The organism is Nodosilinea sp. E11 (genome assembly GCF_032813545.1).
Taxonomy (GTDB): domain Bacteria; phylum Cyanobacteriota; class Cyanobacteriia; order Phormidesmidales; family Phormidesmidaceae; genus Nodosilinea.
In genome coordinates this window covers 872882-897413 of sequence record NZ_CP136520.1, presented here as the reverse complement: position 1 = coordinate 897413, position 24532 = coordinate 872882, and the positions used below count along the sequence as shown (strand labels likewise).

At 51.5% G+C, this 24532-nt stretch carries 21 protein-coding genes and 1 pseudogene; 9 read left to right on the top strand and 13 right to left on the bottom strand.

Annotated elements, in window-relative coordinates:
• Positions 1-46: 46 nt before the first annotated feature.
• Positions 47-1117 (bottom strand): dTDP-glucose 4,6-dehydratase, encoded by a 1071-nt coding sequence (gene rfbB, locus RRF56_RS06375; RefSeq protein WP_317036800.1) that lies wholly within the window; start codon positions 1115-1117, stop codon positions 47-49.
• Between the two features lie 22 nt (positions 1118-1139).
• Here rfbB and RRF56_RS06370 point away from each other — a divergent pair, with 22 nt between their 5' ends.
• A complete protein-coding gene (locus RRF56_RS06370) occupies positions 1140-2087 on the top strand; it encodes a glycosyltransferase family 2 protein (RefSeq protein ID WP_317036799.1) in 948 nt (315 codons plus the stop codon).
• Here RRF56_RS06370 and RRF56_RS06365 read toward each other — a convergent pair.
• The 6 genes from RRF56_RS06365 to RRF56_RS06340 all read right to left on the bottom strand — a co-directional run bounded on the left by RRF56_RS06365 (position 2047) and on the right by RRF56_RS06340 (position 8055).
• Positions 2047-2922 carry a glycosyltransferase family 2 protein gene (locus tag RRF56_RS06365; RefSeq protein ID WP_317036798.1) on the bottom strand — a complete coding sequence of 292 codons (876 nt, stop codon included), beginning with the start codon at positions 2920-2922 and terminating at the stop codon, positions 2047-2049. The two genes, RRF56_RS06370 and RRF56_RS06365, sit on opposite strands and share 41 nt — an antisense overlap.
• The gene (locus RRF56_RS06360) at positions 2922-3998 is read right to left on the bottom strand and encodes a glucose-1-phosphate thymidylyltransferase (RefSeq protein WP_317036797.1); all 1077 of its coding nucleotides are present in this window, start codon (positions 3996-3998) and stop codon (positions 2922-2924) included. The genes RRF56_RS06365 and RRF56_RS06360 overlap by 1 nt, the downstream gene beginning before the upstream one ends.
• Positions 3999-4004: 6 nt before the next feature.
• Positions 4005-4895, bottom strand: coding sequence for a dTDP-4-dehydrorhamnose reductase (gene rfbD / locus RRF56_RS06355; protein WP_317036796.1), 891 nt, complete (start codon positions 4893-4895; stop codon positions 4005-4007).
• A gap of 2 nt (positions 4896-4897) precedes the next feature.
• Positions 4898-5446 (bottom strand): dTDP-4-dehydrorhamnose 3,5-epimerase, encoded by a 549-nt coding sequence (rfbC, locus tag RRF56_RS06350; protein WP_317036795.1) that lies wholly within the window; start codon positions 5444-5446, stop codon positions 4898-4900.
• Between the two features lie 175 nt (positions 5447-5621).
• Positions 5622-6881, bottom strand: a complete 1260-nt coding sequence (locus RRF56_RS06345) for a putative sugar O-methyltransferase (protein ID WP_317036794.1) — start codon at positions 6879-6881, stop codon at positions 5622-5624.
• Positions 6882-7113: 232 nt separating this feature from the next.
• Entirely contained in the window at positions 7114-8055 is a 942-nt protein-coding gene (locus tag RRF56_RS06340; protein WP_317036793.1) for a glycosyltransferase, read from the bottom strand.
• Between the two features lie 404 nt (positions 8056-8459).
• Here RRF56_RS06340 and RRF56_RS06335 point away from each other — a divergent pair, with 404 nt between their 5' ends.
• The 5 genes and pseudogenes from RRF56_RS06335 to RRF56_RS06315 all read left to right on the top strand — a co-directional run.
• Complete coding sequence (locus RRF56_RS06335) at positions 8460-9278, top strand: ABC transporter permease (protein WP_317036792.1); 819 nt, start codon at positions 8460-8462, stop codon at positions 9276-9278.
• Entirely contained in the window at positions 9268-10638 is a 1371-nt protein-coding gene (locus RRF56_RS06330) for an ABC transporter ATP-binding protein (protein ID WP_317036791.1), read from the top strand. Before RRF56_RS06335 ends, RRF56_RS06330 begins: the two co-directional genes overlap by 11 nt.
• The gene (locus tag RRF56_RS06325) at positions 10635-13484 is read left to right on the top strand and encodes a glycosyltransferase (RefSeq protein ID WP_317036790.1); all 2850 of its coding nucleotides are present in this window, start codon (positions 10635-10637) and stop codon (positions 13482-13484) included. Before RRF56_RS06330 ends, RRF56_RS06325 begins: the two co-directional genes overlap by 4 nt.
• 175 nt (positions 13485-13659) lie before the next feature.
• Entirely contained in the window at positions 13660-14580 is a 921-nt protein-coding gene (locus tag RRF56_RS06320; RefSeq protein ID WP_317036789.1) for a hypothetical protein, read from the top strand.
• A gap of 198 nt (positions 14581-14778) precedes the next feature.
• A pseudogene (locus RRF56_RS06315) lies at positions 14779-15480 on the top strand (IS1 family transposase); the annotation flags it as partial.
• A gap of 190 nt (positions 15481-15670) precedes the next feature.
• Here the strand turns inward: RRF56_RS06315 and RRF56_RS06310 are convergent.
• The 3 genes from RRF56_RS06310 to RRF56_RS06300 all read right to left on the bottom strand — a co-directional run bounded on the left by RRF56_RS06310 (position 15671) and on the right by RRF56_RS06300 (position 17913).
• On the bottom strand, positions 15671-16498 hold the full coding sequence (locus tag RRF56_RS06310) for a metal ABC transporter permease (protein WP_317036788.1): 828 nt from the start codon (positions 16496-16498) through the stop codon (positions 15671-15673).
• Positions 16498-16782, bottom strand: a complete 285-nt coding sequence (locus tag RRF56_RS06305) for a YkvA family protein (protein ID WP_317036787.1) — start codon at positions 16780-16782, stop codon at positions 16498-16500. The genes RRF56_RS06310 and RRF56_RS06305 overlap by 1 nt, the downstream gene beginning before the upstream one ends.
• 168 nt (positions 16783-16950) lie before the next feature.
• Positions 16951-17913, bottom strand: a complete 963-nt coding sequence (locus RRF56_RS06300) for an aldo/keto reductase (protein WP_317036786.1) — start codon at positions 17911-17913, stop codon at positions 16951-16953.
• Between the two features lie 205 nt (positions 17914-18118).
• On the opposite strand from RRF56_RS06300, the gene RRF56_RS06295 reads away from it, so the two are divergent.
• Positions 18119-19693: a DEAD/DEAH box helicase gene (locus RRF56_RS06295; RefSeq protein WP_317036785.1), complete on the top strand. Its 1575-nt coding sequence runs from the start codon at positions 18119-18121 to the stop codon at positions 19691-19693.
• A 124-nt stretch (positions 19694-19817) separates the two neighbouring features.
• Here the strand turns inward: RRF56_RS06295 and RRF56_RS06290 are convergent, their stop codons facing one another.
• Both RRF56_RS06290 and RRF56_RS06285 read right to left on the bottom strand, forming a co-directional pair.
• Positions 19818-21023 (bottom strand): glycosyltransferase family 2 protein, encoded by a 1206-nt coding sequence (locus tag RRF56_RS06290; RefSeq protein ID WP_317036784.1) that lies wholly within the window; start codon positions 21021-21023, stop codon positions 19818-19820.
• Positions 21024-21231: 208 nt separating this feature from the next.
• Positions 21232-22074, bottom strand: coding sequence for an HAD-IIB family hydrolase (locus RRF56_RS06285; RefSeq protein ID WP_410510540.1), 843 nt, complete (start codon positions 22072-22074; stop codon positions 21232-21234).
• Between the two features lie 295 nt (positions 22075-22369).
• Here RRF56_RS06285 and RRF56_RS06280 point away from each other — a divergent pair, with 295 nt between their 5' ends.
• Entirely contained in the window at positions 22370-22816 is a 447-nt protein-coding gene (locus RRF56_RS06280) for a T3SS (YopN, CesT) and YbjN peptide-binding chaperone 1 (protein WP_317036782.1), read from the top strand.
• 127 nt (positions 22817-22943) lie between these two features.
• Complete coding sequence (locus RRF56_RS06275; protein ID WP_317036781.1) at positions 22944-23756, top strand: peptidoglycan recognition family protein; 813 nt, start codon at positions 22944-22946, stop codon at positions 23754-23756.
• On the opposite strand, the gene RRF56_RS06270 is transcribed toward RRF56_RS06275, so the two are convergent.
• On the bottom strand, positions 23753-24451 hold the full coding sequence (locus RRF56_RS06270; RefSeq protein ID WP_317036780.1) for a hypothetical protein: 699 nt from the start codon (positions 24449-24451) through the stop codon (positions 23753-23755). The genes RRF56_RS06275 and RRF56_RS06270 overlap by 4 nt on opposite strands.
• Positions 24452-24532 lie beyond the last annotated feature (81 nt).

Genomic DNA, 24532 nt, shown 5'->3' with positions numbered 1-24532 from the left:
CTGTTTTAGAACTAACCAAGCTTGGGTCGAAATGTTTTAGCAGAGTTTATGGATATTCATAAATTTGTTTGTAATAGTGCTGATACTCTTCTGAGAGTAGGGGCATCCACCAATCGCGATGCTCTAAGTACCAGGTAACGGTTTTTTTGAGCCCATCTTCTAGGGTAACGCTGGGTTGCCAGCCCAAATCGGCTTGGATTTTGCTGATATCCATAGCGTAGCGACGGTCGTGGCCGGGGCGGTCAGTAACATAGGTAATCAACTCCTGGGTCGGGCGAATGGGGAGGTCTGGAGCTAGGTCGTTCATTAGGTCGCAGAGCAGGTTGACTAGGTCAATATTTTTGACCTCGGCCTCACCGCCGATGTTGTAGGTTTCCCCTGGAGCCGCACCCCGCAGCACTGCGTCTAGGGCGCTACAGTGGTCTTCGACAAACAGCCAGTCGCGAATGTTTTGCCCGTCGCCGTAGATCGGCAGGGGTTTGCCCAGCAGCATATTCACACACATCAGCGGGATCAGCTTTTCGGGAAAGTGGTAAGGGCCATAGTTGTTGGAGCAGTTGGTGATCAGGGTGGGTAGACCGTAGGTGTGGTAGTAGGCCCGCGCTAGGTGATCGCTGCCGGCTTTAGACGCCGAGTAGGGGCTATTGGGGGCGTAGGGGGTGGTTTCGCTAAAGGCCGGGTCGTTGGGGCCGAGGCTGCCGTAGACTTCATCGGTAGAGACGTGCAAAAATCTCAGCTGCTCAGGCTTGCCCTGGTCTTGCCAGTGGGTGCGAAATGCCTCCAGCAGAGTGAAGGTGCCGACCACGTTGGTCTGCACAAAGGCCTCTGGCCCTAAAATCGAGCGATCGACGTGGGACTCGGCGGCGAAGTGAACTAAGGTGTCGATGGCGTATTCTTTTAGCAGGCGGGCGACGAGGGTGCGATCGCAGATATTGCCCTCCACTAAATCGACCTGGGGGTGCGCTAGCAGGTCGGTCAGATTAGCCCGGTTACCTGCGTAGGTGAGGGCATCTAAGATGATCAACCGACTCTGGGGATAGTGACGGTGCCAATAGTGGGCGAAGTTTGACCCGATAAACCCTGCGGCCCCGGTGACGAGCAGTCGATTTAGCGCCATTGTGATCCCTCCGGTAAAGACTATGACTGCGGCGATTTACTTTATCACCATCAATTACCATTGCAGCGATTTTATTCGAGACCTGATTGCCGCCACTGCGAGCCTCGGGGCTACAGACTATCGGTTCATTGTGGTCAACAATTCACCAACCGATACTGCGACGGCGGCCCTGGCTAGTCTAGAGGGGGTGACGGTGTTAGAGGCTGAGCATAATTTGGGGTTTGGCGGGGGCTGCAATCTCGGCCTAGACTATGTCTACAGCCAAGACTCCAACGCCCTAGCCTGGCTGCTCAACCCCGATGCCCGCCTCACCCCCAACGCCATCGACTATGTCCGCGAGTGCTTTAGGCAAGCGAGTGCGATCGCGCTATTGGGCACCCGCATTCGCGATTTAGAGGGCCAGCTGTGGTTTAGCCAGGGCACCTTTAACCCGTGGCTGGGCACCCTCAAACACCGCTTTGCCCATGTCGACTGTACCCCCAGCCCGGTGGCGACCCATCCTACCCGCTGGATCTCGGGGTGCAGCATGATTTTTAACCTGGCGGTGTTTGACCACTGCCCTCAGTTTGATCTCCAGTATTTTTTAGATTACGAAGATGCCGATATTTCTGAGCGGTACTACCGCCAGGGCTATTGCCTACGGGTGACCCAGGCGGTGCTGGTCGATCACCAGGTGTCAGCGATTACCCACCGCAACCCCAGGGCTAAGTTTCAGCACGCCACCTTTAGCAAGCTCTACTTTTTAGAGCGTCACGCCACCCCTCTGGCCCTGGGGCTCAACCTGATCTACACTGCCCTGCGGCCTCTGACCTTTTGTGTCACCCGTCCGGCTATGGCCCAGGGGCGCTGGCTGGGCCTGCTCGATTACCTGCGGTGGCGCTGGCGGCGGCTGCGCCAGATCTCTGCGCCCTACCACCCGCAGACTAGCTTTACCGCCGCATCTGCCCAAACCGCTGCCCCAAAGCCTTGAGGGTGCGCCCCTTTTGCCGTAGCGGGCAGTAGCGGCAAAAAATGTACAGCAGGGCAGGCAGGTAGAGGTGCGATTTTTTATGGCCCAGGGCATAGGCTAGCCCCCTCACGCTGCCTAGAGACAGTTGTTTCTGCGCGGCTGAAAAGTCGTTGTAGAGCACCACCTGAGGGGTGACGTAGGCGCTTATACCCTGGCCTACGGCCCGCATTACCAGTTCTGAGTCGGCGTGGTAGTGGGGTAAGAAAATCGCGTTGTAGAGACCGATTTGGCGATAAACACTGTGGTGAATCAGCACCCCGTTGCCGGGTAAGGCATCGACGGTAATCACTGTGGCCTCAGCCACCTCGGGCGCTAGGTCACGCTGGGATGCATCGCTGTGGGCCAACCGCAGAAAATCTTGGGTGCCCCAGGCGGTGTAGGTGCCTAGCGACCAGATGCGATCGCGATCGGCCAGGTAGTTGATCTGATTGCCCAAAATGCGGATCCGGAGGTGCTCGGCCAAGTTGACCAAACGCTCCACATGGTCAGGCTGCACCACCGCATCGTCATTGATGGTGAGCACATAGTCACACCCAGCCTTAAGGGCGTAGCTCACCCCGGCATTGGTCGCCCCCGCCCAGAAATTTTGCGCGTTAACCGGCAACACTACTGTTAGAGGAAACTGCTGGTTCACAGCCTCAGGAGTGCCATCCCTAGAGCCAGCATCGACAACGATCACCTGCAAGGCCCCATAGGTTTGATCGGCTATCTGGGTCAGAAACCGCAGGGTTTTAGCTTTGCGGTTGTGGGTTGGCACCACTAGGGCCACCTTGGGGCTAGGCTGTTCTGCCCCCATCACGGCGTCAGCTCAACCTGGCTGTCGTCACCGAGCATAAACCGTAAGGCCTTGGGGCGACGGGGTGCCTCTCTAATGTGGACTCGTTGCCCAATCAGGCTATCGACAATACGCTGGTGTACTCCTACCACCTGGGCATCGGCTAGCACTACGCTGTGCTCAAGGTCAGCTTCCACCAGTTTGACTCGGTCGGCAATGCTGCTGTAGGGGCCGATGAAGCAATTCTCTAGGTGGCAATCTTGGCCAATCACCACTGGCCCCCGAATGGTGCAGTTGAGAATACGCGACCCAGTGCCAATGCTGACTCGCCCTAAAATCTGGCTCTGGTCATCGATATCGCCTTTAATAGCAGTGGCTGAGCAATCGTCAAGAATAATACGGTTAGCTTCGAGCAGGTCGTCTTTTTTGCCGGTATCGAGCCACCAGCCGCTGAGCTGCCGGGCATCGACCCGCTTACCAGCCTCGATCAGCGTTTGAATGGCATCGGTAATTTCTAGCTCCCCCCGTGCCGAGGGCAAGATTTGGGCTATGGCCTCGTGAATCGTGGCGGCAAACACATAAACCCCCACCAACGCCAAGTTTGAAGGAGGAATCTGGGGCTTTTCGATCAGCTCCATCACCTGGCCCTCGGCTGAGACCTTAGCGACCCCAAAAGCCGTGGGGTTAGCGACAGATTTCAGCATGATCAAGGCGTCGGAGCCGTTGTCGTGGAATTGCTGCAAGAAGCTCTCTAACCCATCTTGAATTAGGTTATCGCCTAGGTACATGACAAAGGGAGAGTCTTGCAAAAAGGGCTGGGCCACCTTAACCGCATGGGCCAGACCCGCCGGCTCTGCCTGGAGAATGTAGGTTAGGTTGGCCCCAAAGCGCTCTCCGTTTCCAGTTTTTGCCTGAATTTCAGCCCCCGTCTCTGGGTTGATGATGATGCCAATATCCGTGATGCCAGCCGCCACAATGCTTTCAATGCCGTACCAGAGAATTGGCTTGTTGGCCACTGGCACCAACTGCTTAGCGCCAGTGTGGGTCAAGGGGCGCAGCCGCGTGCCTTTGCCTCCCGATAAAACAAGTGCTTTCATAACGGTTTAGGATGGCATCGAGCCGTAGAGTTCTGACAGCATTTGACGTAGAGACTGACGCCAGTGGGGCGGCGTTGTGCCCAGCATACCGGCAATTTTCTCGCCGCTCAGCACCGAGTAGGCTGGGCGACGGGCCGGGGTCGGGTAGTCAGCGGTGGTAATTGGCTCAACCTCCTCTAAGGTGAGGGGCAGACCTAAGACTTGGGCCTCTTCCACAATGGCAACTGCAAAATCGTACCAGCTGGCCACACCGCTGTTGGTGAAGTGGTAGGTACCGTAGGTCTCTGGCCCGAGCTGGGGCAGTAGCGCCACAATGGCGCGAGCAATGTCGTAGGCCCAGGTGGGTGTTCCAATCTGGTCATAGACTACCCGCAGGCGGTCTCGCTCTTGGGCCAGCCGCAGAATGGTTTTGGCAAAGTTTCCCTTGCCCTTGGCTCCATAGACCCAGGCGGTGCGGAGAATGATGTGGCGATCGCACGCTGCCATCACCGCTACCTCCCCTGCTCGCTTGGTATCGCCATAGACTCCTAAGGGGTTACAGGGGCTATCTTCCTGGTAAGGCACCGACTGGATACCGTCAAACACATAGTCTGTAGAGATATGCACGAGGCTAGCACCCACTTGGGTCGCCGCCTGGGCCAAAGCACCCGGAGCCAGAGCGTTGATAGCCTGGGCTAAGTCGGGCTCAGCTTCGGCTTTATCTACCGCCGTGTAGGCGGCCGCATTGACAATCACCTGAGGCCGAAAGGCTGCCACTTGGTCCGCTATGGCTTGGGGTTGGGTGAGGTCGAGGGAGGTGCGATCGCAAGCCAGCAACTCAATCACTCGATCATGAGCCAAAAGTTGCTCTAGCTCTTGTCCAACCTGTCCTCCGGCCCCTATAAGCAAAATTTTCATGGCTAAGCATAAACCTCAGCGTCTTTGAGCCGATGACCAGCTTGATCCTTCTCAGATAAAATAGGCACTTTCCCATCCAGCGGCCAATCAATACCTAAATCAGAGTCATTCCAAAGAATGCAGCGCTCATAGTCAGGAGCATAATAGTCCGTAGCCTTGTAGAGTACTTCCGCCACCTCCGATAACACCAAAAAACCATGGGCAAAACCAGCCGGTACCCAAAGTTGATGAAAGTTTTGAGCGCTCAGAGTGTAGCCTACCCATTGACCAAAGGTAGGAGATTGACGGCGAATATCAACAGCGACATCAAAAATTGCTCCCGCTAACACCCGTACTAACTTACCTTGGGGCTGTTGAATCTGATAATGCAACCCCCTAAGCACTGACTGTCCTGAGCAAGAGTGATTGTCTTGCACAAAAGTAACATCTAACTTTAGTTCATGACAAAAATTAGCTTGATTGAAGCTCTCCATGAAAAAGCCACGTTGGTCTTGAAAAACTCGTGGTTCTAAAAGGTGCACATCAGACAGGGGCGTTGGTTTTACTTTCATAAATAGGAAATTGACTCCAAAACTCTAACTGTCAACAACTAGCCATTTTACAAAGCAATAGGAAGCCAACATAAAGTTTATGTCTGCGAATTACGTATATACATAAATCTTTTGTGTTAACCTAGCGAACTACGTTGCCAATTAAATGTCAGAAGATTTTTTGATTGCCGATCACCTACTTTGAAATTCGAAAAACCTCTTCTAGATATCCTTCACGTACCCAGCATTTAGAACGATAGACTGGCTCGTAGCCACCAGAATCCTTAGTAAATTTTCTTACCGTACGTGGATAAAAACATTCATGGTTAATACTGAGGAAGTAATTTTTTGTCGACCTTTTTATATGCAAAAGATATTGACTGATAAGATTATCTGATATCTCTGGAAAACTATCTTGATTAACAGTCAAGCCAAAACTGTTGTCAGGCATGACGGCACATTCCCAATAAGGGAGAACTTTTATAGAGCCCTCTGTAGCTGTCTCACCATAGAGACATACAGAGGCTTCGCCAACTGCGTGCATAAGGTAATGACCAGCTAGCAGGCAAGTTATCGGCAAATCAAAAATTGTGTAATCTACAAACCCTAGTCTTCTCGCATAGACAGCAGTCATACCAAGTCCACCACCAAACTCGCAGACGGCATCGCCATGGCAGTTCAACCTGGCAATCCTTATTGCACTATACAGAGAATTGATATGCCTGTAGTGAAAAAGTCTATCGCCAATTTTCAATCCATCAGTGTATATAATCCCTAAAGGTAAAGATATATCTATGCCAATTTCTTGTTCAATTCCGTATAGCAGCTCATCCATGTTGAAATGCAAAATATCACCCCAAGGGCCATTCTCAGGGTTCTCAAACTGTACAACACCTAAACATTCAGCTAAGCAGACAAGCTTGTCCCAATAGGTTAACGCGACCTGTCGCGGATCAAGGTTTCTATTGTAGCCATCAACACACGTAGTAATGCCTCCAAACCAGACAAACGATTGACCAAATTCCATTAAATAGTGGCCCAGCTTTTCTGGATCTTTTTGATCGATCGTTTCCATTAGTTCAGGCAATTCATTACGAACTAGGTCTGTCCACAGATCCTCTCCTTCTTGCCTAAACAAAGAATATTTTTCATCTTCCAGAGCTTTGTGATAAGACTTTATCAAGCGATCTGCAATAACTGCACGATTCAGTCCATCTACAGCTTTTTGGCTACTTAAATTGACAGAAGGAAGTGGATTTTTCGCTGGATGAGCTAACAGCCTTTCAGTTAAAAAATCATCTGGTGAATCAAAAAGCCCAGGACTCCTAGAATTTTTAATCAATTCTTGTAATCTTTTGTTTTCTGCAAGTATATTTTTGTTTTGGCGAGTATAGGCAGTATACTTTTTGACTAAAGGAATAAAGAGAAGGATTTTCTTGAAAAACTTTTTTATCATATCACACCTAGCTTTGATCTGAATATAACAACTTTGACTCAAGCGATCGATCCGTGAATTTCTGGGACTTACTAAATAGGTCTAAAGAATTGCTATATCTAGGTATGATTGAATTTGCTTTGGAAAGATCACAAAGTTCAAAGTGCACAGCTATTTAGGCAGGTGTCCAACAAATGCATAAATAAAATCCTTTGTGATTGAGTTAAAGCAGATTATGCATAACCATATTATACTACGACGATCGCTCTAGCTTCCTAATGCGACCCAAGAAGCCATGCCATGTTCCTATTAGGCAGGCAGATATTCTGCTCGACTTTTGATCCCTATATAGCAGTGTTAAAAGCAAATCTTTTGCAACGATGTAGCAACGCCAAAGAAAGGTCCAAGGCTTATATTTAGATTCAGAAAAAAGCATTTCTAAATGAGTATGATTTCGGTGGTAGTAGTAACTTCTTGGGATAGAATAATTTTGAATAAAATAGGGTTTACCCAGAAAGAGTACTTTGAGAGGATTGCCAAGACAGTGATGGAGAATAGCCCTGGAAGCAATAATATTTCTGAAGTTATGCTGCTTTAGTCTGAATCCATACTCTAGATCTATCCCATCCATAAACAACTCTTGCTGGGGTAGCCCCGCAACCTTGACAGCAGCAATCGCAATTAGTATTCCAGAAATTATGGGTGCATCACACTCCACCCATAAAGCAGTATCCCAATTTGGCAAGTATTCTTTGAACCGATATCGATCAAACACCGCCCCACCAATGATTCGATCCATCACCCCATCAATCACCAAAGGTGCAACCATCGCGATAGGAGCCTCTATGCAGTGCTGCTCCTGATAAACTTGAGCCAAGTGCTGCAAACACATGACATCTGGCTGACTGTCCTGGTCTAGTAACCACACAAAATCATAGCCTTGATTGATTGCCTGCTGAAGTGCAAGAGTAACGCCACCACCGACACCGATATTTTCTGGACAGTGTATGACTACCAGTTCGTTGTACTGCATCGGCAACAGTAGTGGTAGAGGAGAGTTATCTACAACCAAGATGTGAGTAACCGGGAGCACCTGCTTCGCGATCGAATCTAGGCAGACTCTGAGGGATTGTTCATCTTGATAAGCGGTAACATAGGCCAATACCTTGGGGAAACGGCCAGCCTCAAAGACCATAAAGTCATTGTCTCAAATAATTTAACTGAAACACTTATAACCAAGAAAAATGAATAGGTAGAATAACTTAGTGGAGATCAGCGTGAGTCTTTTTATCCGCGTTATACGCAAATTTTCAAATCTCACCTAGAAACCAAAGGATGATGGCCTGGGTGTATCATACGCAGACCAAATTTAAGTACATTTGCTCTAATGCGAACGCCGAGCTCCATAGATGAGGATATGGGGGCCAAAGGGGTCTACCCCGAAGGGCTTCAGTCCAATATAAGCTGAGAAGCCCGGACTGATCTACTAGGCTTTGGACTGTTATCCTCGATGACACAGACCACTGCCCTGCTACAAATGAGCTAATTGAGCGCCATAATAGCACTGAAAAGCGAAGTATCTAGGTCTAAAGACGCACCATGCAGAATTTCAGCACATCTCCAAGGGAAGGGATCAGGAGTTTATGGCACAATCGTGAATTGGCTACGGCTCTTATCAAGCGAGATGTCTTGGGTCGCTACCAAGGCTCAATCCTTGGGATTTTTTGGTCGTTCTTCCATCCGCTGTTCATGCTAGCCGTGTATACCTTTGTATTCAGCATAGTCTTTCAAGCACGTTGGGGTAGCAGTGATGGCTCGCGCGCAGAGTTTGCACTTGTTCTCTTTTCAGGGTTGATCGTCTTTAACTTCTTTGCAGAATGCATTAATCGATCTCCAACCCTGATACTGTCAAATAGCAACTATGTCAAGAAAGTGATCTTTCCTCTGGAAATATTGCCCTGTGTAGCTATTGGCTCCGCTATGTTTCACAGTTTAGTAAGTTTAACTGTATGGCTGTTCGGCTATGTCATTCTATTTGGTTTTCCTTCTGTGACAGCTTTACTACTACCCATAGTTGTATTACCTTTGATTTTTTTAACTACTGGGTTGTCATGGTTTCTTTCCTCACTAGGGGTTTATCTCCGTGACGTAGCACAGGTAGTAACAATACTAACGACAGTGCTGATGTTCTTATCTCCAATTTTTTATCCAGCGTCGGCAATTCCTGATAGTGCTAAGCCTCTTCTGTTGATTAACCCGATAGCCCCTGCATTGGAACAAGTGAGAGGCATTCTGATGTGGGGAGAATTACCCAGCATTCAGAGTTGGCTGTACTATTTAGCAGGCAGTACAATTGTTGCTTGGCTTGGTTTTGCATGGTTCCAAAAGACCAGGAAGGGGTTCGCTGATGTCCTCTGAAATTGCTATTAAAGTTGAAGGGTTAAGTAAGTGCTATCAAATCTATGAAAAACCCATAGATCGCCTTAAGCAACTTGTTTTGCCTAGGGCACTTAGCTTCATAGGTGTCGAAGGTAATCAGTATTTTCGTGAGTTCTGGGCCTTAAAAGATATTTCTTTTGAGATAAAAAAAGGCGAAACCGTTGGAATAGTCGGACGAAATGGCAGTGGCAAGTCAACACTTCTTCAGATTATTTGTGGCACTCTAAATCCTAGCCAAGGCAGAATTTATGCTAATGGTAGAGTCGCAGCATTATTAGAATTGGGATCAGGTTTTAATCCAGAATTTACTGGCCGCGAAAATATTTATATGAGTGGCGCAATATTAGGGCTGACTAAAGAAGAGATTGATTCACGCTTAGATGATATTGCAGCGTTTGCGGATATTGGGGAATTTATTGAGCAACCAGTAAAAACCTACTCAAGTGGTATGTACGTTCGCCTAGCATTTGCAGTGATCGCGCACGTAGATGCAGAAATCCTTGTGATTGACGAGGCTCTTGCTGTTGGGGATGCGATTTTTACCCAAAAATGTATGCGTTTTCTCCGGAAATTTAAGGAGAGCGGCACTTTGATTTTCGTCAGTCATGACATGGGGTCTGTATTAAATCTCTGTGAACGCGCAATCTGGTTAAATGGCGGCAAGCTTTGGCAGCTCGGGAAAGCCAAGGAAATTACTGAGGCATACCTTCAATACACTCTACAGGAAGCTTACGGCCAAGACATTCAGCTCCAGAAACTTGAATCCGCTAAGATTGTCCCAAGCGATATAACAGCCGATGATTACTCATCGTCATATGATACTGATTCGGTACCTTGTCTGGACTACGGCAGCCAAATGCGCGTAAATGACAACCTCAGCGAAGCTAATGGTTGGAAGACTGGTGCAGGTGAAATTCTCTCCGTAAGCCTTGGCCCTTTGATTCCAAAAGGTAATGAGATCTTTGCGGGGGGCGAGATGGTTCGGATGGTAATCAGGGCGATTGTGTACCAGGACATAGATCGTCCTATAATAGGTTTTCTTGTGAGGGATCGGCTCGGCCAAGTCTTATTTGGGGAAAATACCTCATCCTTCACTGATCTCAATCCGCTGTCGGTTGTTGCTGGCTCTACCATTGAAAGTGAATACATTTTTCGGTTGCCTATGCTCCCGAATGGACATTACTCTGTTATGGCTTCGCTGGCGGATGGTGATCTTTACAATAACGTTCAGCATCATTGGCTACACAATGCATTGATCCTCAATGTCTCATCAAGCAAAGTCCGATGGGGATTAGTTGGCGTACATTTTGAAAACATTCAATTAAAAGAAGTGGTATGAAGTCTTTACTTGAACTTTATCGTGAACACCAGGGTAAAGTCTCTGATAAATGGTCACTTTATCTTGACGAATACGACAGGCTCTTTTCAGGTTTTCGAAACCAACCCATACGCCTACTTGAGATTGGTATACAAAATGGTGGTTCGTTAGAGATATGGGGCAAATATTTCTCAAATGCCGAATCACTCATTGGCTGTGACATTAATCCCGATTGTTCAAAATTATCGTATGACGATCATCGCATTAGTGTTGTCGTTGGTGATGCTAATACGGATACAACTGAGGATGAAATTATTGCTTGTTCTTCCAGTTTTAATTTAATTATTGATGATGGATCTCATGTCTCCGATGATATTGTCAAGTCTTTTGCCCGTTATTTTCGCCACTTGAATGAAGGTGGTCTTTTTGTTATTGAAGACCTGCACTGCAGCTATTGGAGCAATTTCCAGGGTGGATTGTATTATCCATATTCGTCGCTTTCTTTTTGTAAGCGCTTAGCCGATATTGTCAATCATGAACATTGGGGTGTCGAGAGAGAACGGAAGCAACTGCTGCAAGGCTTCACCAAGCAATTTTCTGCTGATTTTGATGAATTGAGTCTTTCAAAGATTCACTCCATCGAGTTTGTTAATTCAATTTGCATAATAAGGAAACAGAGCACGCAACTCAATTTGTTGGGTAGTCGTTTTATCGCAGGTAAAGAAATTGAGAGTGTCGTTTCTGGTCATTATGAACTGTCTGGCACAACTTCTCCTGTAAAAGGCCAAGGTGATCAAGTTAACAATCCTTGGTCCCGGATGCTGGTATCACCTGAAGAAGACTGGGAGAGTCTGTCAAAAGTCGTGGTTGAAAAAGACCAACAGATCGCTGTGCTTAGCCAAGCAGTTACGCAACGGGACCAACAAATTTCTGCATATCTCAACTCTCGGAGTTACCGCATTACAAGCCCTCTGCGCTATGGAGCACATCAGGTTACTAGGCTACGGAATCTATTACATCGTGAAACTTTGAGCACGGAGGGGAGTGGTGGCTTTAGATCTTCAGTTCGCAGTTTAGCTATTGCATTGCGGCGTAAAGGATTAAAGCGTCTTTTTCTGGATCGATTTGAAAAAAAATACGATCCGGATCTTGATAATCTATATAAGAAATGGGTCAATCTCTATGACACGCTTGACGATTCTAAGCGAGAAAAAATTCGAGGTCAGATACAAAAGTTTCCGTATCATCCTCTAATCTCGATTGTTATGCCAGTTTATAATCCACCCGCCAAATTTCTCAATGCTGCCATTGAGTCAGTCATGGGGCAATTATATCCTCACTGGGAGCTTTGTATTGCTGATGATGCATCGACGAACCCAGAAATACGCCAAGTTCTTGAACATCATGCTGCTCAAGATGATCGCATTAAGGTTTTTTATCGTTCAGAGAATGGTCATATCTCTGAAGCTAGCAATTCAGCTTTGAGTTTAGCAACAGGAGACTTTGTTGCCCTTCTAGATCATGATGATGAACTATCAGAGCATGCCTTATTTTGCGTGGCAAAAACAATTGTTCAGAATCCTGAAGCAGAAATCATCTATTCGGACGAAGATAAGATTGACGAATCAGGTCAGCGCTTTCAACCTTACTTTAAGTGTGATTTCAATTATGAACTGTTTTTAGCCCAGAATATGGTTGGCCATTTGACAGTTTATCGACACACTTTAGTAGAGCAGGTAGAAGGTTTCAGAGGAGAATTTAATGGCTCTCAAGATTATGATCTATTGTTCCGTGCCATAGAACAAGTTTCTACTAGACAAATTGTTCATATTCCTCACGTGCTATACCATTGGCGTGCTATTTCTGGTAGCACTGCCTTAAGTTCTCGAGCAAAGAGTTATGCAGTTGAGGCAGGCCGTAAAGCAGTTGCCGAACATCTTCGCCGTTCTGGTGTACAGGCAGAAGTGCTTCCAGCTCCAAGCGCATCAGTATACAACAGGGTTCGTTTTCAGCTGCCGTCTTCTCCACCGCTGGTAAGCATTGTAATTCCAACACGTGATCGATCTGATTTGCTGTCAGTATGTATTAGCTCCATTTTAATGAGGACTAGCTATCCAAACTATGAAATCATTGTGATTGATAACGGTAGTGTAGAGCAAGCTACCATAGATTTGTTTGAACGCCTACCTAGCCAAATTGTACGTGTTATCCAAGATGATTCTCCATTCAATTTTTCTGCATTGAATAATCGAGGTGTTCAGCTAGCGCAAGGAGATGTCATTTGTTTAATGAATAATGATATCGAAGTCCTGACGCCCGATTGGCTAGAGGAAATGGTGTCTTTTGCTGTTCGTCCCAACATTGGCTGCGTGGGAGCACGCCTTTGGTATCCTGATGGATCTATACAGCATGGCGGCGTTATTCTTGGCCTAGGTGGAGTCGCTGGACATGCTCATTTAATGCTTCGGGAAGGAGATCTAGGATACTTTGCAAGAGCTGTGCTGCATCAAAGCTTGAGTGTTGTAACAGCGGCTTGCCTAGTTGTACGCAAGAACGTCTTTGAATCTGTTAATGGTTTAGATGAATCTTTAGCGGTAGCTTTTAATGATGTAGACTTTTGTATTAGGGTAAGGGATGCTGGTTATCGAAACATTTGGACTCCCTACGCTGAAATGATTCACCATGAGTCGGCAACTAGGGGTTATGAGACTACCCCAGAAAAACAAGCTAGATTTTCGTTGGAAGTTAAATTTATGCAAGATCGATGGGGTGAAAAACTTAATCAAGATCCTGCTTATAATCCAAATTTAGCGATTGATAAAAATGTTTTTTCCTATGCTTTTCCGCCAAGAGTCAACTGCCTCTGATATGGGGTAACTGTTCACATTATCCCTAGCTTAAAACGAAGGCACAAGAGTTACAGCAGTTTAACAGGGGTGGTCAATGACTATGGATGATGAGCACGATCACTCCTGTCCCTGTCCTTGACCCCCTGTTTTTATTGTTCTGAATATCAACTTGTCCACTAATAAATAAAAAACGGTGAATCGTAAAGACAAAATCCTTAAGCACATTGACAAAGATGGGCACGGTATTGAAATTGGTCCTAGTCATAATCCTGTTGCGCCTAAACGTGGTGGTTATAATGTTCACGTTATCGACCATATGAGCCGTGAGGAGTTAGTTGAAAAATATACGGGGCACGGTGTTGACTTAGAGCAAATTGAGCCAGTGGACTTTGTCTGGGAAAATCAATCCTACGCCGACTTACTGGCCAAAACCAATCATTATGATTGGGTAATTGCGTCCCATATGATCGAACACACCCCAGATCTTATTGGCTTTCTCAACGACTGCACCAAAGTATTGAATGAGCGGGGGGTGATTTCCTTGGCCATTCCCGATAAGCGCTACTGTTTTGATCACTACCGACCTATTACTGGCTTGGCGCAGCTCATTGACCATCACCATCAGCAATCTACGATTCACACTCCCGGCACTGTGGCCGAGTATATGCTCAATGTTGTTTCCCTGTCGGGAAATATTGCCTGGTCCCCACAGGCAATGGGCAATTTTGCCTTTGTGCATTCGTGTGACGATGCTCAACAATCGATGCAAAGGGTGATTGACCAGCAGGCTTATTTGGACGTCCATGCCTGGTGTTTTGTGCCCCATTCTTTTCGGTTGCTCATGCATGACTTATTTGAGTTGGGCATGATTTCTGTGCGGGAAATTGATTTTTACCCTACAGAAGGCTGTGAGTTTTTTGTCACTTTAGGCAAGCAGGGAACAGGCGTTACTGCTTCGCGTATTGAGTTGTTGCAAGCTGTTGATGCTGAAATCAAAGCTGGCATTGAGAGTCCCAGTTTACCTCCGAAAGGTACATTGGCCGTGCCGCAGTCAACGCCAGCGACTAGCCTTAAGCGACTCTTGCGACGGGTAAAACATTTGGTCACTTCATAAGCTAGTGCTGCCTGAAAGGTGCGATGCTTCTCAATATGGAGGCAAACGTTTTAGCCTTGCTGAATAGCGGTATAGTTTTGCGGAAATTCGAACTAGGTTTAGTACTTGGGTCGTGAATTACCGTAAAGGATAGAGCAAAATAAGGTAACGCTGTCGCATTCCTAGATTTTGCGAGGACTAGGCGACATGAGCACTGAGATGACTTGTCCAGCCTGTGGGTCTCACGACATCTCCAAGAACGACCCGACCCGGCGCGGTAAGCAAAACTACAAGTGCCGAGACTGCAACCGTCAATTTGTCAAGGATCCCCAGTGGAAGCCGAAAGACAACGACACTCGGTCTTTGGTCGATCTGCTCCTGTTGGAGAAGATTTCGTTAGCCGGCATCGCCAGGGTCACCGATGTCTCTGATAGTTGGCTACAAGGCTATGCCAATGCTGGCTATGAAGCCGTGCCCAAAGCGGCAGAGGTCATCCCCAAGGCCAAAGGCAAGCTGACCGTGCAGATGGATGAACTCTGGTCATTTGTCGACAACAAAGGCAACAAACAATGGGTCTGGTTGGCGATAGATGCCGACACCCGAGAAATCATCGGTTGCTACATCGGTGACCGCTCTAGAGAATCGGTGATTGCCCTATGGCAGTCCATCCCTGGGGTGTACAGACAGTGTGCCAAGGTCTACACCGATTACTGGGAGGCTTACGTCAACGTCATTCCAAGCAAACGACATGTTGCGGTTGGCAAAGACAGCGGCTTGACGAGCTACATCGAGAGACTGAACAACACCCTGAGGCAGCGAATATCTCGGTTGGTGAGGAAGACGCTGTCCTTTTCCAAGAAGCTAGAGAATCACATCGGTGCAATTTGGATGTTCATTCATGACTACAATCGCCAAGTTAGAAAGAAGCTGGCAGAACGGGAAGAACTCCTCTTTTCCTCTGTCCTTTACCAAAATGCACTACCAATTCGTACTGTATGTTGCCCAGTCCAAGCGTTGCAAGCCTTACAGAAAGGGAATTCCAGTAGGAATCGAGCCAACAACCAAACGAACTGCTCAGAGATTCGCAAAATTCAAACCGCAAGCCTCGAAGTCAGAAGTAGCGCGTTAGAATCCCCTGACGAGGGCTGAAGAGTAGGGCTAGCAAAAAGCCCGTAAACACGGTCAGACCGATCGCAGGCCCCGACGGAATATCCAGATAGTAGCTGCCATACATGCCCATTACCCCGAACAGCACCCCCAGAACTGCTCCCAACCCCATCATCCAATGGAGTTCTGTCACGAGTAGGTAAGCTGTGGCGGCGGGGCCTACCATCAGGGCAACAACGAGAATGACGCCTACGGTTTTGATGCCGGCGATGATGGCTAGGGTGATAGCAGCCATCAGGCCAAAGTTAATGCGGTTGACCGGTAAGCCCAGGGCTTCAGCCCCTAGGGGGTCAAAGGTGAAGAACAGCAGTTCTTTATAAAACAGGCTGACGCCGACCAGCACTACGCTATCGATCGCCGCAATTTGCCAGACATCCCCAGCATTGATGCTGAGAATATCGCCAAACAGCAGCTGCTCGAGGGAGACGCGGCTGCGAAACACCGTCAGCAGGGTGATGCCTAAGGAAAAAAAGGTGGAAAAGGTGATCGCCATCGCAGTATCGACCTTGATCCGCGACTGGGCGCGAATCCAGGCAATCACAGCGGTGCTGAATAGGCCCATGGTAAAGGCACCCAGCAGAATGGGCAGGTTGAAGAAGCTAGCGATCGCCAGTCCTGGCAGCACCCCGTGGGCCACTACATCCCCCAGCATGGCCATGCGCTGCACGATCAGATAAGTGCCTACAATCGGGCAGAGAATGCCGACTAGGAGGCTAGCCAGCAGCGCCTGGCGCATGAACTCATAGCTCAGCGGGTCAATCAGCCAGTCCATTACGGTGTTTCGGAATCAATGGGTAGGGCCGTGGCATCGTTCTGGTTGGCCAAGGTTTTTTGATCTTTCATGGCCTGACGGCGATCGAGCAGCACCTGGGTAATGCCCGTAGTCAGCAGCGTTGCCACCACGCCGTCATCAATCCAGCCGACGACGGGAATGAGGTCGGGGGAAATGTCGATGGGGCTAACCAAGTAGATGAGCGACGCTCCGATCACCACCCAGCGATAGCGGGGGTGCTTGAGCAGCGTGCTGTAAATACGGCCAAAGACGGGAACTTTCATGGTTCGGCGGGGCAAGCGGCCAAGTGTGGTTGGCAAAAGCGGATGTTGTTAGTCTAGCCGCTGCGGTTCACCTAACCACCGGCAGGCTAAGAAATCGTTTGGCGCTTTTTAGGTTTTTAGGCCTGAGTTAGGAGCTAGCTGGCTCAACCGCGAAGCCCAGACATTGCCTTACCCAAAGGTCCACATCACCGGGTCGGCGGGCAGATGATCGGTCACGGTGCGACTAATGGCGTCAATGTCAGCCAAATCGTCGGCAGAAAGGGCTACGGCGGCAGCGCTGGCATTCTCCTTGGCCTGGGCGCTGTTGCGAGCCCCGACGATCGCCGTGGTCTGTGGCTGTGCGATCAGCCAGGCCAGTGCCAAATTGCCCAGGGTTGTGTGGTGGCGATCGGCGATCGAACGCAATTGTTCTAACGCTGCCTGGGCCTTTTCGTAGAGCGGCGGCTGAAACAACTTGTTTTTACTGCGAATGTCTTCTTTGGGAAACTGCTGGCCGGGGCCAAACTTGCCAGTTAATAACCCCTGGGCCAGCGATGAGTAGGCCAGAATGCTGAGGTTGTGCTCGACGCAGTAGGGCCTCAGCTCGGTTTCGACCCCGCGCCAGAAGAGAGAATAGGGCGGCTGTAGGCTGTCGATGCGGCCATAGGTCATCGCCTCTTCGAGCTGTGCCCGAGAAAAATTTGACACCCCGATCGCCCGAATTTTACCCTGTTCTTTGAGCTGGTTCAGCGCCCCCATGGTTTCGCCAATGGGCACAATCTCGCTGTTAAAGGCTCCCGAGGGCCAGTGGATTTGGTAGAGGTCAATCACCTCAGTCTGCAGCCGCTGGAGCGAATTTTCGCAGGCTTCGATCACCTGGTCGGCTTTGAGGTGGTTGGCAAACACCTTGGTGGCCAAAACCACTCGATCACGCCTATCTCCCAGCGCCTTGCCCACCAGTTCTTCGGAGTAACCATTGCCGTAGACTTCAGCGGTGTCAAAGGTGGTAATGCCCGCATCCAGGGCCGCCTGCATCGCGTCAATTACGTCCTGGTCTTCGATGCCGACCCAACCGCTTTTGCCCGCCTGCCAGGTGCCAAAAATCAGCGGTGTAATCTCAATATCGGTATTGCCCAACCTGCGACTGTCCATGCTCAAGCGCCCATCCCTGGATTTAGCTACCTGCATGATAACGCTGCCGCGATCGCCGCTCTGGAGTGAGAGAACAGACGATAGTACCCGTTTATGATTGGATGAGGCCGCCCGGTACGCCGTTAACGGCTTAACCTAGCACCGTAGACCCTGTACCTAGTACCGTTTCCCTTCTCATCCTCTCACCCATCCACTCACGTCCCCCATGCCACCCCAACTGCGCCCCTACCAGGTTGACCTGATCAACGACCTCTACCGCAAGCTCAATGAAGGGCACAAGCGGGTGGCGATCGTAGCTGGTACCGGGGCGGGCAAAACCGTGATCAGCGGCCAGATCTGCGCCCATGCCGAAGGGGCGGGCAAGCGGCTGATGTTTTTGGTGCACCTCGATGTGCTGGTGGGCCAAACCTTTGAAAAAATGGAATCCTTTGGCTTGCACTGCGGGTTCATCAAGGCGGGCTGGGAAGAAAACCGCGACGCGCCGATCCAGATCGCCAGCATTCAAACTATGGCCAAACGACGCTGGTGGCAGGAGTGGGTGCCCGATGTGGTGTTCTACGACGAGGGCCACATTACCCTGTTTAGCCAGGTGGGCAAAAAGGTGCTCAAGACCTTCCCCCATGCGGTGCATCTGGTGATGACCGCGACCCCCAAGCGCCTGGGCAAAGAACAGTTGGGCGACTACATGGATGCCCTGGTGGCCTCTCCTGTGCCCAGTGACCTGCAACAGCGGGGGTTTTTAGCCCCGATGAAATACTACAGCATGCCCCCCGATGGGGTCGTCAACCTGCAAGAAGTCAAGACCGTGCGGGGCGACTACGACGAGGCCGCGCTGAAGAATGCCTGCGATCGCCCCGAGCTGATCGAAAAAATCGTGCGTGAGTGGCAGCGCCTTTGCCCCGGCAAACGCACGATCGCTTTCTGCGTCGATATCGAGCACGCCCGCCACGTTGCCGATGCCTTTAACGCCGCCGGTATCCCCGCCGATACGGTGGAGGGCGGCACCCCAATCAAAGACCGCAAGCGGATGTACAGCGACCTGCGCGACGAAAAGCTCATGGTGCTCACCTCCTGCAATGTGATCAGCATCGGCTTTGATGAACCCAGTGTGGAAGTAGGACTCATGCTGCGGCCCACCCAGTCGAGCGCCCTGCACCTGCAACAGATTGGCCGCGTCATGCGCATCTCGCCTCAGTCGGGTAAGCAGTACGGCCTCATTCTCGATCAGGCGGGCAACCTGGAGCGCCTGGGCTTTCCCGAAGATATTAAGGACTACCACCTGCCGGTGCAGGCGCAAAAGGACAGTGAGGGGGGCACACCGCCACCGACAAAGCCCTGCCCCCAGTGCGGTCGCATTGTGCTGTCGTTTTTTGTCAAATGCCCCGACTGTGGCCACCAGTGGATCACCGATCGCCCCATCAATCTGGAAGACATGGTGGAGATTTACTCCGCCGAACAGGCCCACCAAATCAACGACATCCCCACCCTGGTGGACCTATTCCACGGCCACCGCCGCCGCGCCTACCTGCGCCGCAACGCGCCGACCTGGGCCGAGCGTTCGTTTTGGGAGCAATGCGGTCGGTGGCCGAAGGATGCCTGGTGTTTTGGCTCAATTTTTGGCCCTCGGCCTACCCCCACCCAAATGTGGGAGTACTTCGAATACCTGCAAAAAAGCGCTAAGCGCATCGGCAAGCGCCAGGATTGGATTGTGCAGGAGTTTGAGAAGGAATGCGGTTCCGGCAGTTTTCAGCGTCTCGCCAACCTGCGCCAAGCCCTTTAGGAACGTGGATTGATTAAAGTGAAATGCTTCGGGGCTCAGGTGTTTAGAAACCCCGCAGGGGCGTAGCATGCTACGCCCCTACCAAACGGAGTATTCGTTCGGTTTAGCACGAAGGCTACGACCTTTACCTACTGTCGCGCTCGGTGCGGATCCAGGCTTGTTCGGGCTTGGTCAAAAACTTAGAGAAGATAGAAAACTTGCTCAGCATATAAGCGGGCAACCCCAGAATGTCTCGCAGCGACAGATCGCTACGACCGTAGCCTACCCAGGCTAGGCCAATGCCGGTGATTAAGCAGACCAAAGCCGCCAGGGCCAGGGTGGCGGGCAGCCAGCTAAAACCAGCCAGGGCTATGCCAAAGCTAAGGAATGCGATCGCGACCACTGTCATCACCTGGAGTGTAATCGGCAGCACCGATAGCTCTAGGGCCAAAAACACCAGAGCAATCCGTCCCTGCTTTAGGGCCTGGCCTAGCAGCAACGGGACATACTCGACAAACATCTGGAGATGCCCATGCTCCCAGCGGGTGCGCTGGGTGGTAGCCGCCTGATCGCCGCTGGGAAGACGGCTGGTGACCCAAGCGGCTTGGCACAGTCGCGGCGCGTAGCCGGCCACGGCGAGATCTAGTCCCAGCTTCATGTCTTCGACAATGTGGCCGCTGGCAATATCGACGGCGGTGGCGGCCTCCCAGGGCAGGGCGATGCCGGTGCCCGTGAGTAAGCAGGGCTGCCCCAGATGGTATAGCCCTAGCGGTCGAACCAGGTTTTTCACTTTAAAGGCAAAGGCGGAAATTTTGTCTTTCAGCCCAGGGTTGGCGGGTGTATCCATCAGATAAATCGCCTGAGCTGGGCGATTGGTGCGTTGAACCTGGGTCGCCAGGGCGGCCAAACTGCCGGGCCGCAGGTCGCAGTCGGCATCGACAAAAACCACTACGTCAGGGGCATTGGCGGCCAGGTGGCGCAAGCCAAAGTCGAGGGCATAGCCCTTACCACGCTGGGTTAGGTTTTGGCGCTCAATAACCGTGGCTCCAGCCTGGCGGGCTTCGGCGGCGGTGGTGTCGGTGCAGTTGTCGGCAACCACCACCAAGCGATCGCCCGAACGCAGCTGAGGCATAATGCTGGCCAGCGTTAACCCAATGCCCCCCGCTTCATTGTGGGCGGGTACCAGCACTGCCAGAGAGCAATTGGCAGGCAAGCTAGGCGAGGTTGACTCTGGATTGCGACTGAGAAGGGCAAACAAGCCCTCTAGGGCCAAAAAGGCTGAAGTCACCAGCAGCAGCAGCGGCACAATAGCCAGGGCTATCGTGAGGGACTCGCTCCAACTTACATCCATAGCTGCCAATCTTTTCCTATGAGGAGTTGCTTTCAGGTTGACTGAGTTGTTGCCAGAATTGTTGCGCCACAGTGAGGCGATCATCTATGGCCTGTAACCTGCTTGTAGTCACACTACTGAACCGGGGCGATCGCCGCCTCACCCCGGCACTAGATTTACAGGAGCTTCAAAATTCTGTATTGCTTGGAGGATTCAGCTTGGCAGACAGCTAGGCGGCAATCTGGGTTAGGGCATTCTCCACGGCCATCGCCCAGCCCTCGGGGGCGGGGGCGGGGGCGATGGGCCAGCCCCGGTCGGCTAGGCGGGGGTGGGCACCGTGGGCACCGGGCAGCACGATTGGGTAGTCAACGTTTTCGAGCATATCGAGGTCGTTGGGGCTGTTGCCCAGGCCGATCGTGGCAATGGTTTGGGCCTCGGGGTTGTTGGTTTGAAAGAACTTCACCAGCTGTTGGACGGCGTTGCCCTTGCCTGCTTCAGCTCCAATCAGATGGGAAAAGCGATCGCCAATCACCACCCGAAACCCCATGGCTTCTACCGCCTCGCGCAGCTGATCAGCGGGCACATTTTTAGGGGTCATAAAGGGTTCAGTAAAGTCTCTAGCCTTAGCCTGCTTGGCTTCGGCTGGCGACAGCCCAGTCAGCTGCACGACTTGGTCGATGCTCCAGTCGCCAAAGCCCTTTAGGGGGCGGCCCAGATCCTGGGCGATCGCCTTCAGCCCGGCCCGAGCGGTCACGTAGTTGCAGCCCAGTTGCACCACCCGATAGCCATCGACATCGTCCCCTGACGGCAGGGCAAACTGGTCTTGGTCAAGGGGAATGTAAATTGCGCTGCCGTTTTCGACCACAAAGGGGTCGTGCAGTCCCACATCCTGACGCAGCTGCGCCACTTCTTGGCGGGTTTTGCTGGTGACTGGCACCACCGGAATGCCTCGCTTGGTGAGCTGAGCCAGGGTGGGCAGAGCTGCCTGGTAGGCATAGGTTTCGCCATTGAGCAGCGTGCCGTCGAGATCGGTAAAGACAATGCAGGCCATAGGCATTGAAGACATCGGCATGACGAGAAAGGGTTGGGGTAACCCTCCAAAGCCTACTGCAAGGACCGCCATTTTCTCAGCAGCGAGCCTCCGGGGTCAGTACTTTGAAGGAATTTGGAGGAATTTTAGCGGAATCCCTAGAGATTCCCCAAGGGGATCGATTGCAGGTTGTGACCACCCATGGCGTTCTGTAGCTGGGATGAGACAATAGAATAGTAGCTTTGCCTAAGGCCCAGTTAGGGCTACTCTGTTAAGACTTTGGCTAAGGCGTTGGCCCAGGGCTGAGGTTGACCTGTTCGCACCTTTTATGAGCGCTATGGAGTTTAAGACCCCTAGTCAAGAGACGGTTTACCATCGCATTCTGCCCTGGATGCACGAATTGTTTGGCGAATCGCTGGTGGTATTTGAGGATGAACCTCTGTTCATCGTCAACCTGGGGTCGGCGGTAGCCTCGACACGGGTGGTGCCCTGGCACACCGACGAAACTCTGATCACCACTCGGGCCTACGTGGTCACCGACATTGATCTAACTCCCGAGCTGGGCTACTACCTGCTGCGAGAAAACAACGGCATTTATTTTGGTCGCTTTGCCTACGATGCCGAAGACGACATTGTGTTTGAGCACAGTCTGGTGGGTGAAAGCTGCGATCGCCTGGAACTCAACCACTCTGTCACCACCGTCATTCGCATTGCCGACAGCTACGACGATGAGATCGTCGCCCGCTGGGGAGGAAAGCGGGCCCTCGATCGCTGGGCCTCTTAGTTTCTTTACCGCATTTTTATTACAACGCTTGCCTGCGCTAGGGCGACGTAATTGATCGCTAGACGAACGTTCGTTTTGCCCATTTCGCGCTACAAAATAGAGCAAACAACGCACTGGGGAAATTGCCGTGACTCGTCGCTGGATATGGCTTGCTTTAGTTGGGGCATTGGTAACCCTACTGGGTTTGGGACTCAGCCCAGCGCGGGCAGCTGGGCCGCTGCAACCTCAGCTGACGGTCAGTGGTCTCCCCCCGATGCAAACCACCCCTGACGTAGCGCTGCAACCCCTCAAGGCCATGCAGCCCGGCCCCACCGATTTTGCCGCTCCCGCAGCCCTCCCGTTGGCCCAAGCTGCCTCTCCTCGGCAGGTCACGGCCTTGGCTGACCCCAGCAACTATGGCGATCGCTTTGCCACCGACATCAATGGCCAGGTGCTGCACAACGACTTTATTGCGGTGATCCACGAAACCGTTGGCTCTGCCCAGAGCGCCCTCAACCTGTTTCGTACCCACCATCCCCGAGACCAAGACCAGGTCAGCTATCACACCCTGATTGGCCGCGATGGCACGGTCTACTACATTGTGCCTCCCGAAAAACGGGCCTTTGGGGCGGGCAACTCTGTTTTCAATGGCCCCAATGGGCCAGAAACCGTGCGTACTAATCCGGCCTTTCCCCCCTCGGTCAACAATTTTGCCTACCACATCTCGTTAGAGACCCCTGGCGATGGCATGAACAACCGCCGCAGCCACAGCGGTTACACCCAGGCCCAGTACGCTTCGCTGGCCTGGCTGTTGGCCCAAACCACCATTCCCGACAATCGCATTACTACCCACCAGGCGGTCGATCGCTCCGGTAACCGCATGGATCCGCGTAGCTTCAACGGCCAGGGACTGTTTAGCCTGCTGCGCCAGTACCCCACCCGCAGTGGTCTCTCGGGCTAAGGGGCAGGGTCAAAGTAAACCACCATCTCGTGTACCGATAGGTCGAGCTGCCCTAGGGCCGGATGGTCACCATCAAAGAGAGCATCGCCCATGACGGTTTCGTAGGCTTGCTGGTGGGCATCGGCCGCACCCTCGGCGGGGGGCATGCGGAGCATCAGCTGGTTGTCGTAGTGCTCCAACTGGCTGCCTTTGAGGTCGATAGTGCCGCCGTAGTCCCAGGCAAACCCGTAGATTTGAAAGTCGCCTAGGGCCGCCTTGACCGTCGCATAAGTCACGCCTATCCCCAGCCCCTCCGGCGTGCGCCAGGCTGGGCCGAAGTCTCTGACTAAACTGGGCCGATCGCGGCGGGTCGCATCCTGCCAAACCACGGCAAACTGGTGGTCAGAGCCGGGGTTGACCACGGTGCCCGCCTCGGTGAATCCTTCCCCCATGTCAATGTCGCTATCCCTCAGGGCCGCTTCACCGTAGATGGCGGCCAGGTCGGCCCGGCTGGTTTGGGGGGTGACCGGCCCTACCCGCTCCCCTGGAATCACCCGTTGATCGGTAGTATCGCCGCCTGGTGCCGAGGTGGCAGGCGGCACCGATGTGACTGGACCCTCAGCGGCGGGCGGTTCTAGGCGGTGCGATCGCACCCCGTAGGCCAGTCCTCCCGCCAGGGCCAGCCCTAGCAGCACTATCGGTAAAACACGTTTCATGGCAGTTCATCCCGCTGATTAGAGCGGGCTCACAGTTACCCGCTGCAATGGTCTAACAGCGATCGCGGCGGCAGTTCCGGA

Bases quoted from the DNA above. Each gene is read 5' to 3' on its own strand.
- rfbB (WP_317036800.1), bottom strand. From the start codon at position 1,117: ATGGCGCTAAATCGACTGCTCGTCACCGGGGCCGCAGGGTTTATCGGG.
- RRF56_RS06370 (WP_317036799.1), top strand. From the start codon at position 1,140: ATGACTGCGGCGATTTACTTTATCACCATCAATTACCATTGCAGCGAT.
- RRF56_RS06365 (WP_317036798.1), bottom strand. From the start codon at position 2,922: ATGGGGGCAGAACAGCCTAGCCCCAAGGTGGCCCTAGTGGTGCCAACC.
- RRF56_RS06360 (WP_317036797.1), bottom strand. From the start codon at position 3,998: ATGAAAGCACTTGTTTTATCGGGAGGCAAAGGCACGCGGCTGCGCCCC.
- rfbD (WP_317036796.1), bottom strand. From the start codon at position 4,895: ATGAAAATTTTGCTTATAGGGGCCGGAGGACAGGTTGGACAAGAGCTA.
- rfbC (WP_317036795.1), bottom strand. From the start codon at position 5,446: ATGAAAGTAAAACCAACGCCCCTGTCTGATGTGCACCTTTTAGAACCA.
- RRF56_RS06345 (WP_317036794.1), bottom strand. From the start codon at position 6,881: ATGATAAAAAAGTTTTTCAAGAAAATCCTTCTCTTTATTCCTTTAGTC.
- RRF56_RS06340 (WP_317036793.1), bottom strand. From the start codon at position 8,055: ATGGTCTTTGAGGCTGGCCGTTTCCCCAAGGTATTGGCCTATGTTACC.
- RRF56_RS06335 (WP_317036792.1), top strand. From the start codon at position 8,460: ATGCAGAATTTCAGCACATCTCCAAGGGAAGGGATCAGGAGTTTATGG.
- RRF56_RS06330 (WP_317036791.1), top strand. From the start codon at position 9,268: ATGTCCTCTGAAATTGCTATTAAAGTTGAAGGGTTAAGTAAGTGCTAT.
- RRF56_RS06325 (WP_317036790.1), top strand. From the start codon at position 10,635: ATGAAGTCTTTACTTGAACTTTATCGTGAACACCAGGGTAAAGTCTCT.
- RRF56_RS06310 (WP_317036788.1), bottom strand. From the start codon at position 16,498: ATGGACTGGCTGATTGACCCGCTGAGCTATGAGTTCATGCGCCAGGCG.
- RRF56_RS06305 (WP_317036787.1), bottom strand. From the start codon at position 16,782: ATGAAAGTTCCCGTCTTTGGCCGTATTTACAGCACGCTGCTCAAGCAC.
- RRF56_RS06300 (WP_317036786.1), bottom strand. From the start codon at position 17,913: ATGGACAGTCGCAGGTTGGGCAATACCGATATTGAGATTACACCGCTG.
- RRF56_RS06295 (WP_317036785.1), top strand. From the start codon at position 18,119: ATGCCACCCCAACTGCGCCCCTACCAGGTTGACCTGATCAACGACCTC.
- RRF56_RS06290 (WP_317036784.1), bottom strand. From the start codon at position 21,023: ATGGATGTAAGTTGGAGCGAGTCCCTCACGATAGCCCTGGCTATTGTG.
- RRF56_RS06285 (WP_410510540.1), bottom strand. From the start codon at position 22,074: ATGCCGATGTCTTCAATGCCTATGGCCTGCATTGTCTTTACCGATCTC.
- RRF56_RS06280 (WP_317036782.1), top strand. From the start codon at position 22,370: ATGGAGTTTAAGACCCCTAGTCAAGAGACGGTTTACCATCGCATTCTG.
- RRF56_RS06270 (WP_317036780.1), bottom strand. From the start codon at position 24,451: ATGAAACGTGTTTTACCGATAGTGCTGCTAGGGCTGGCCCTGGCGGGA.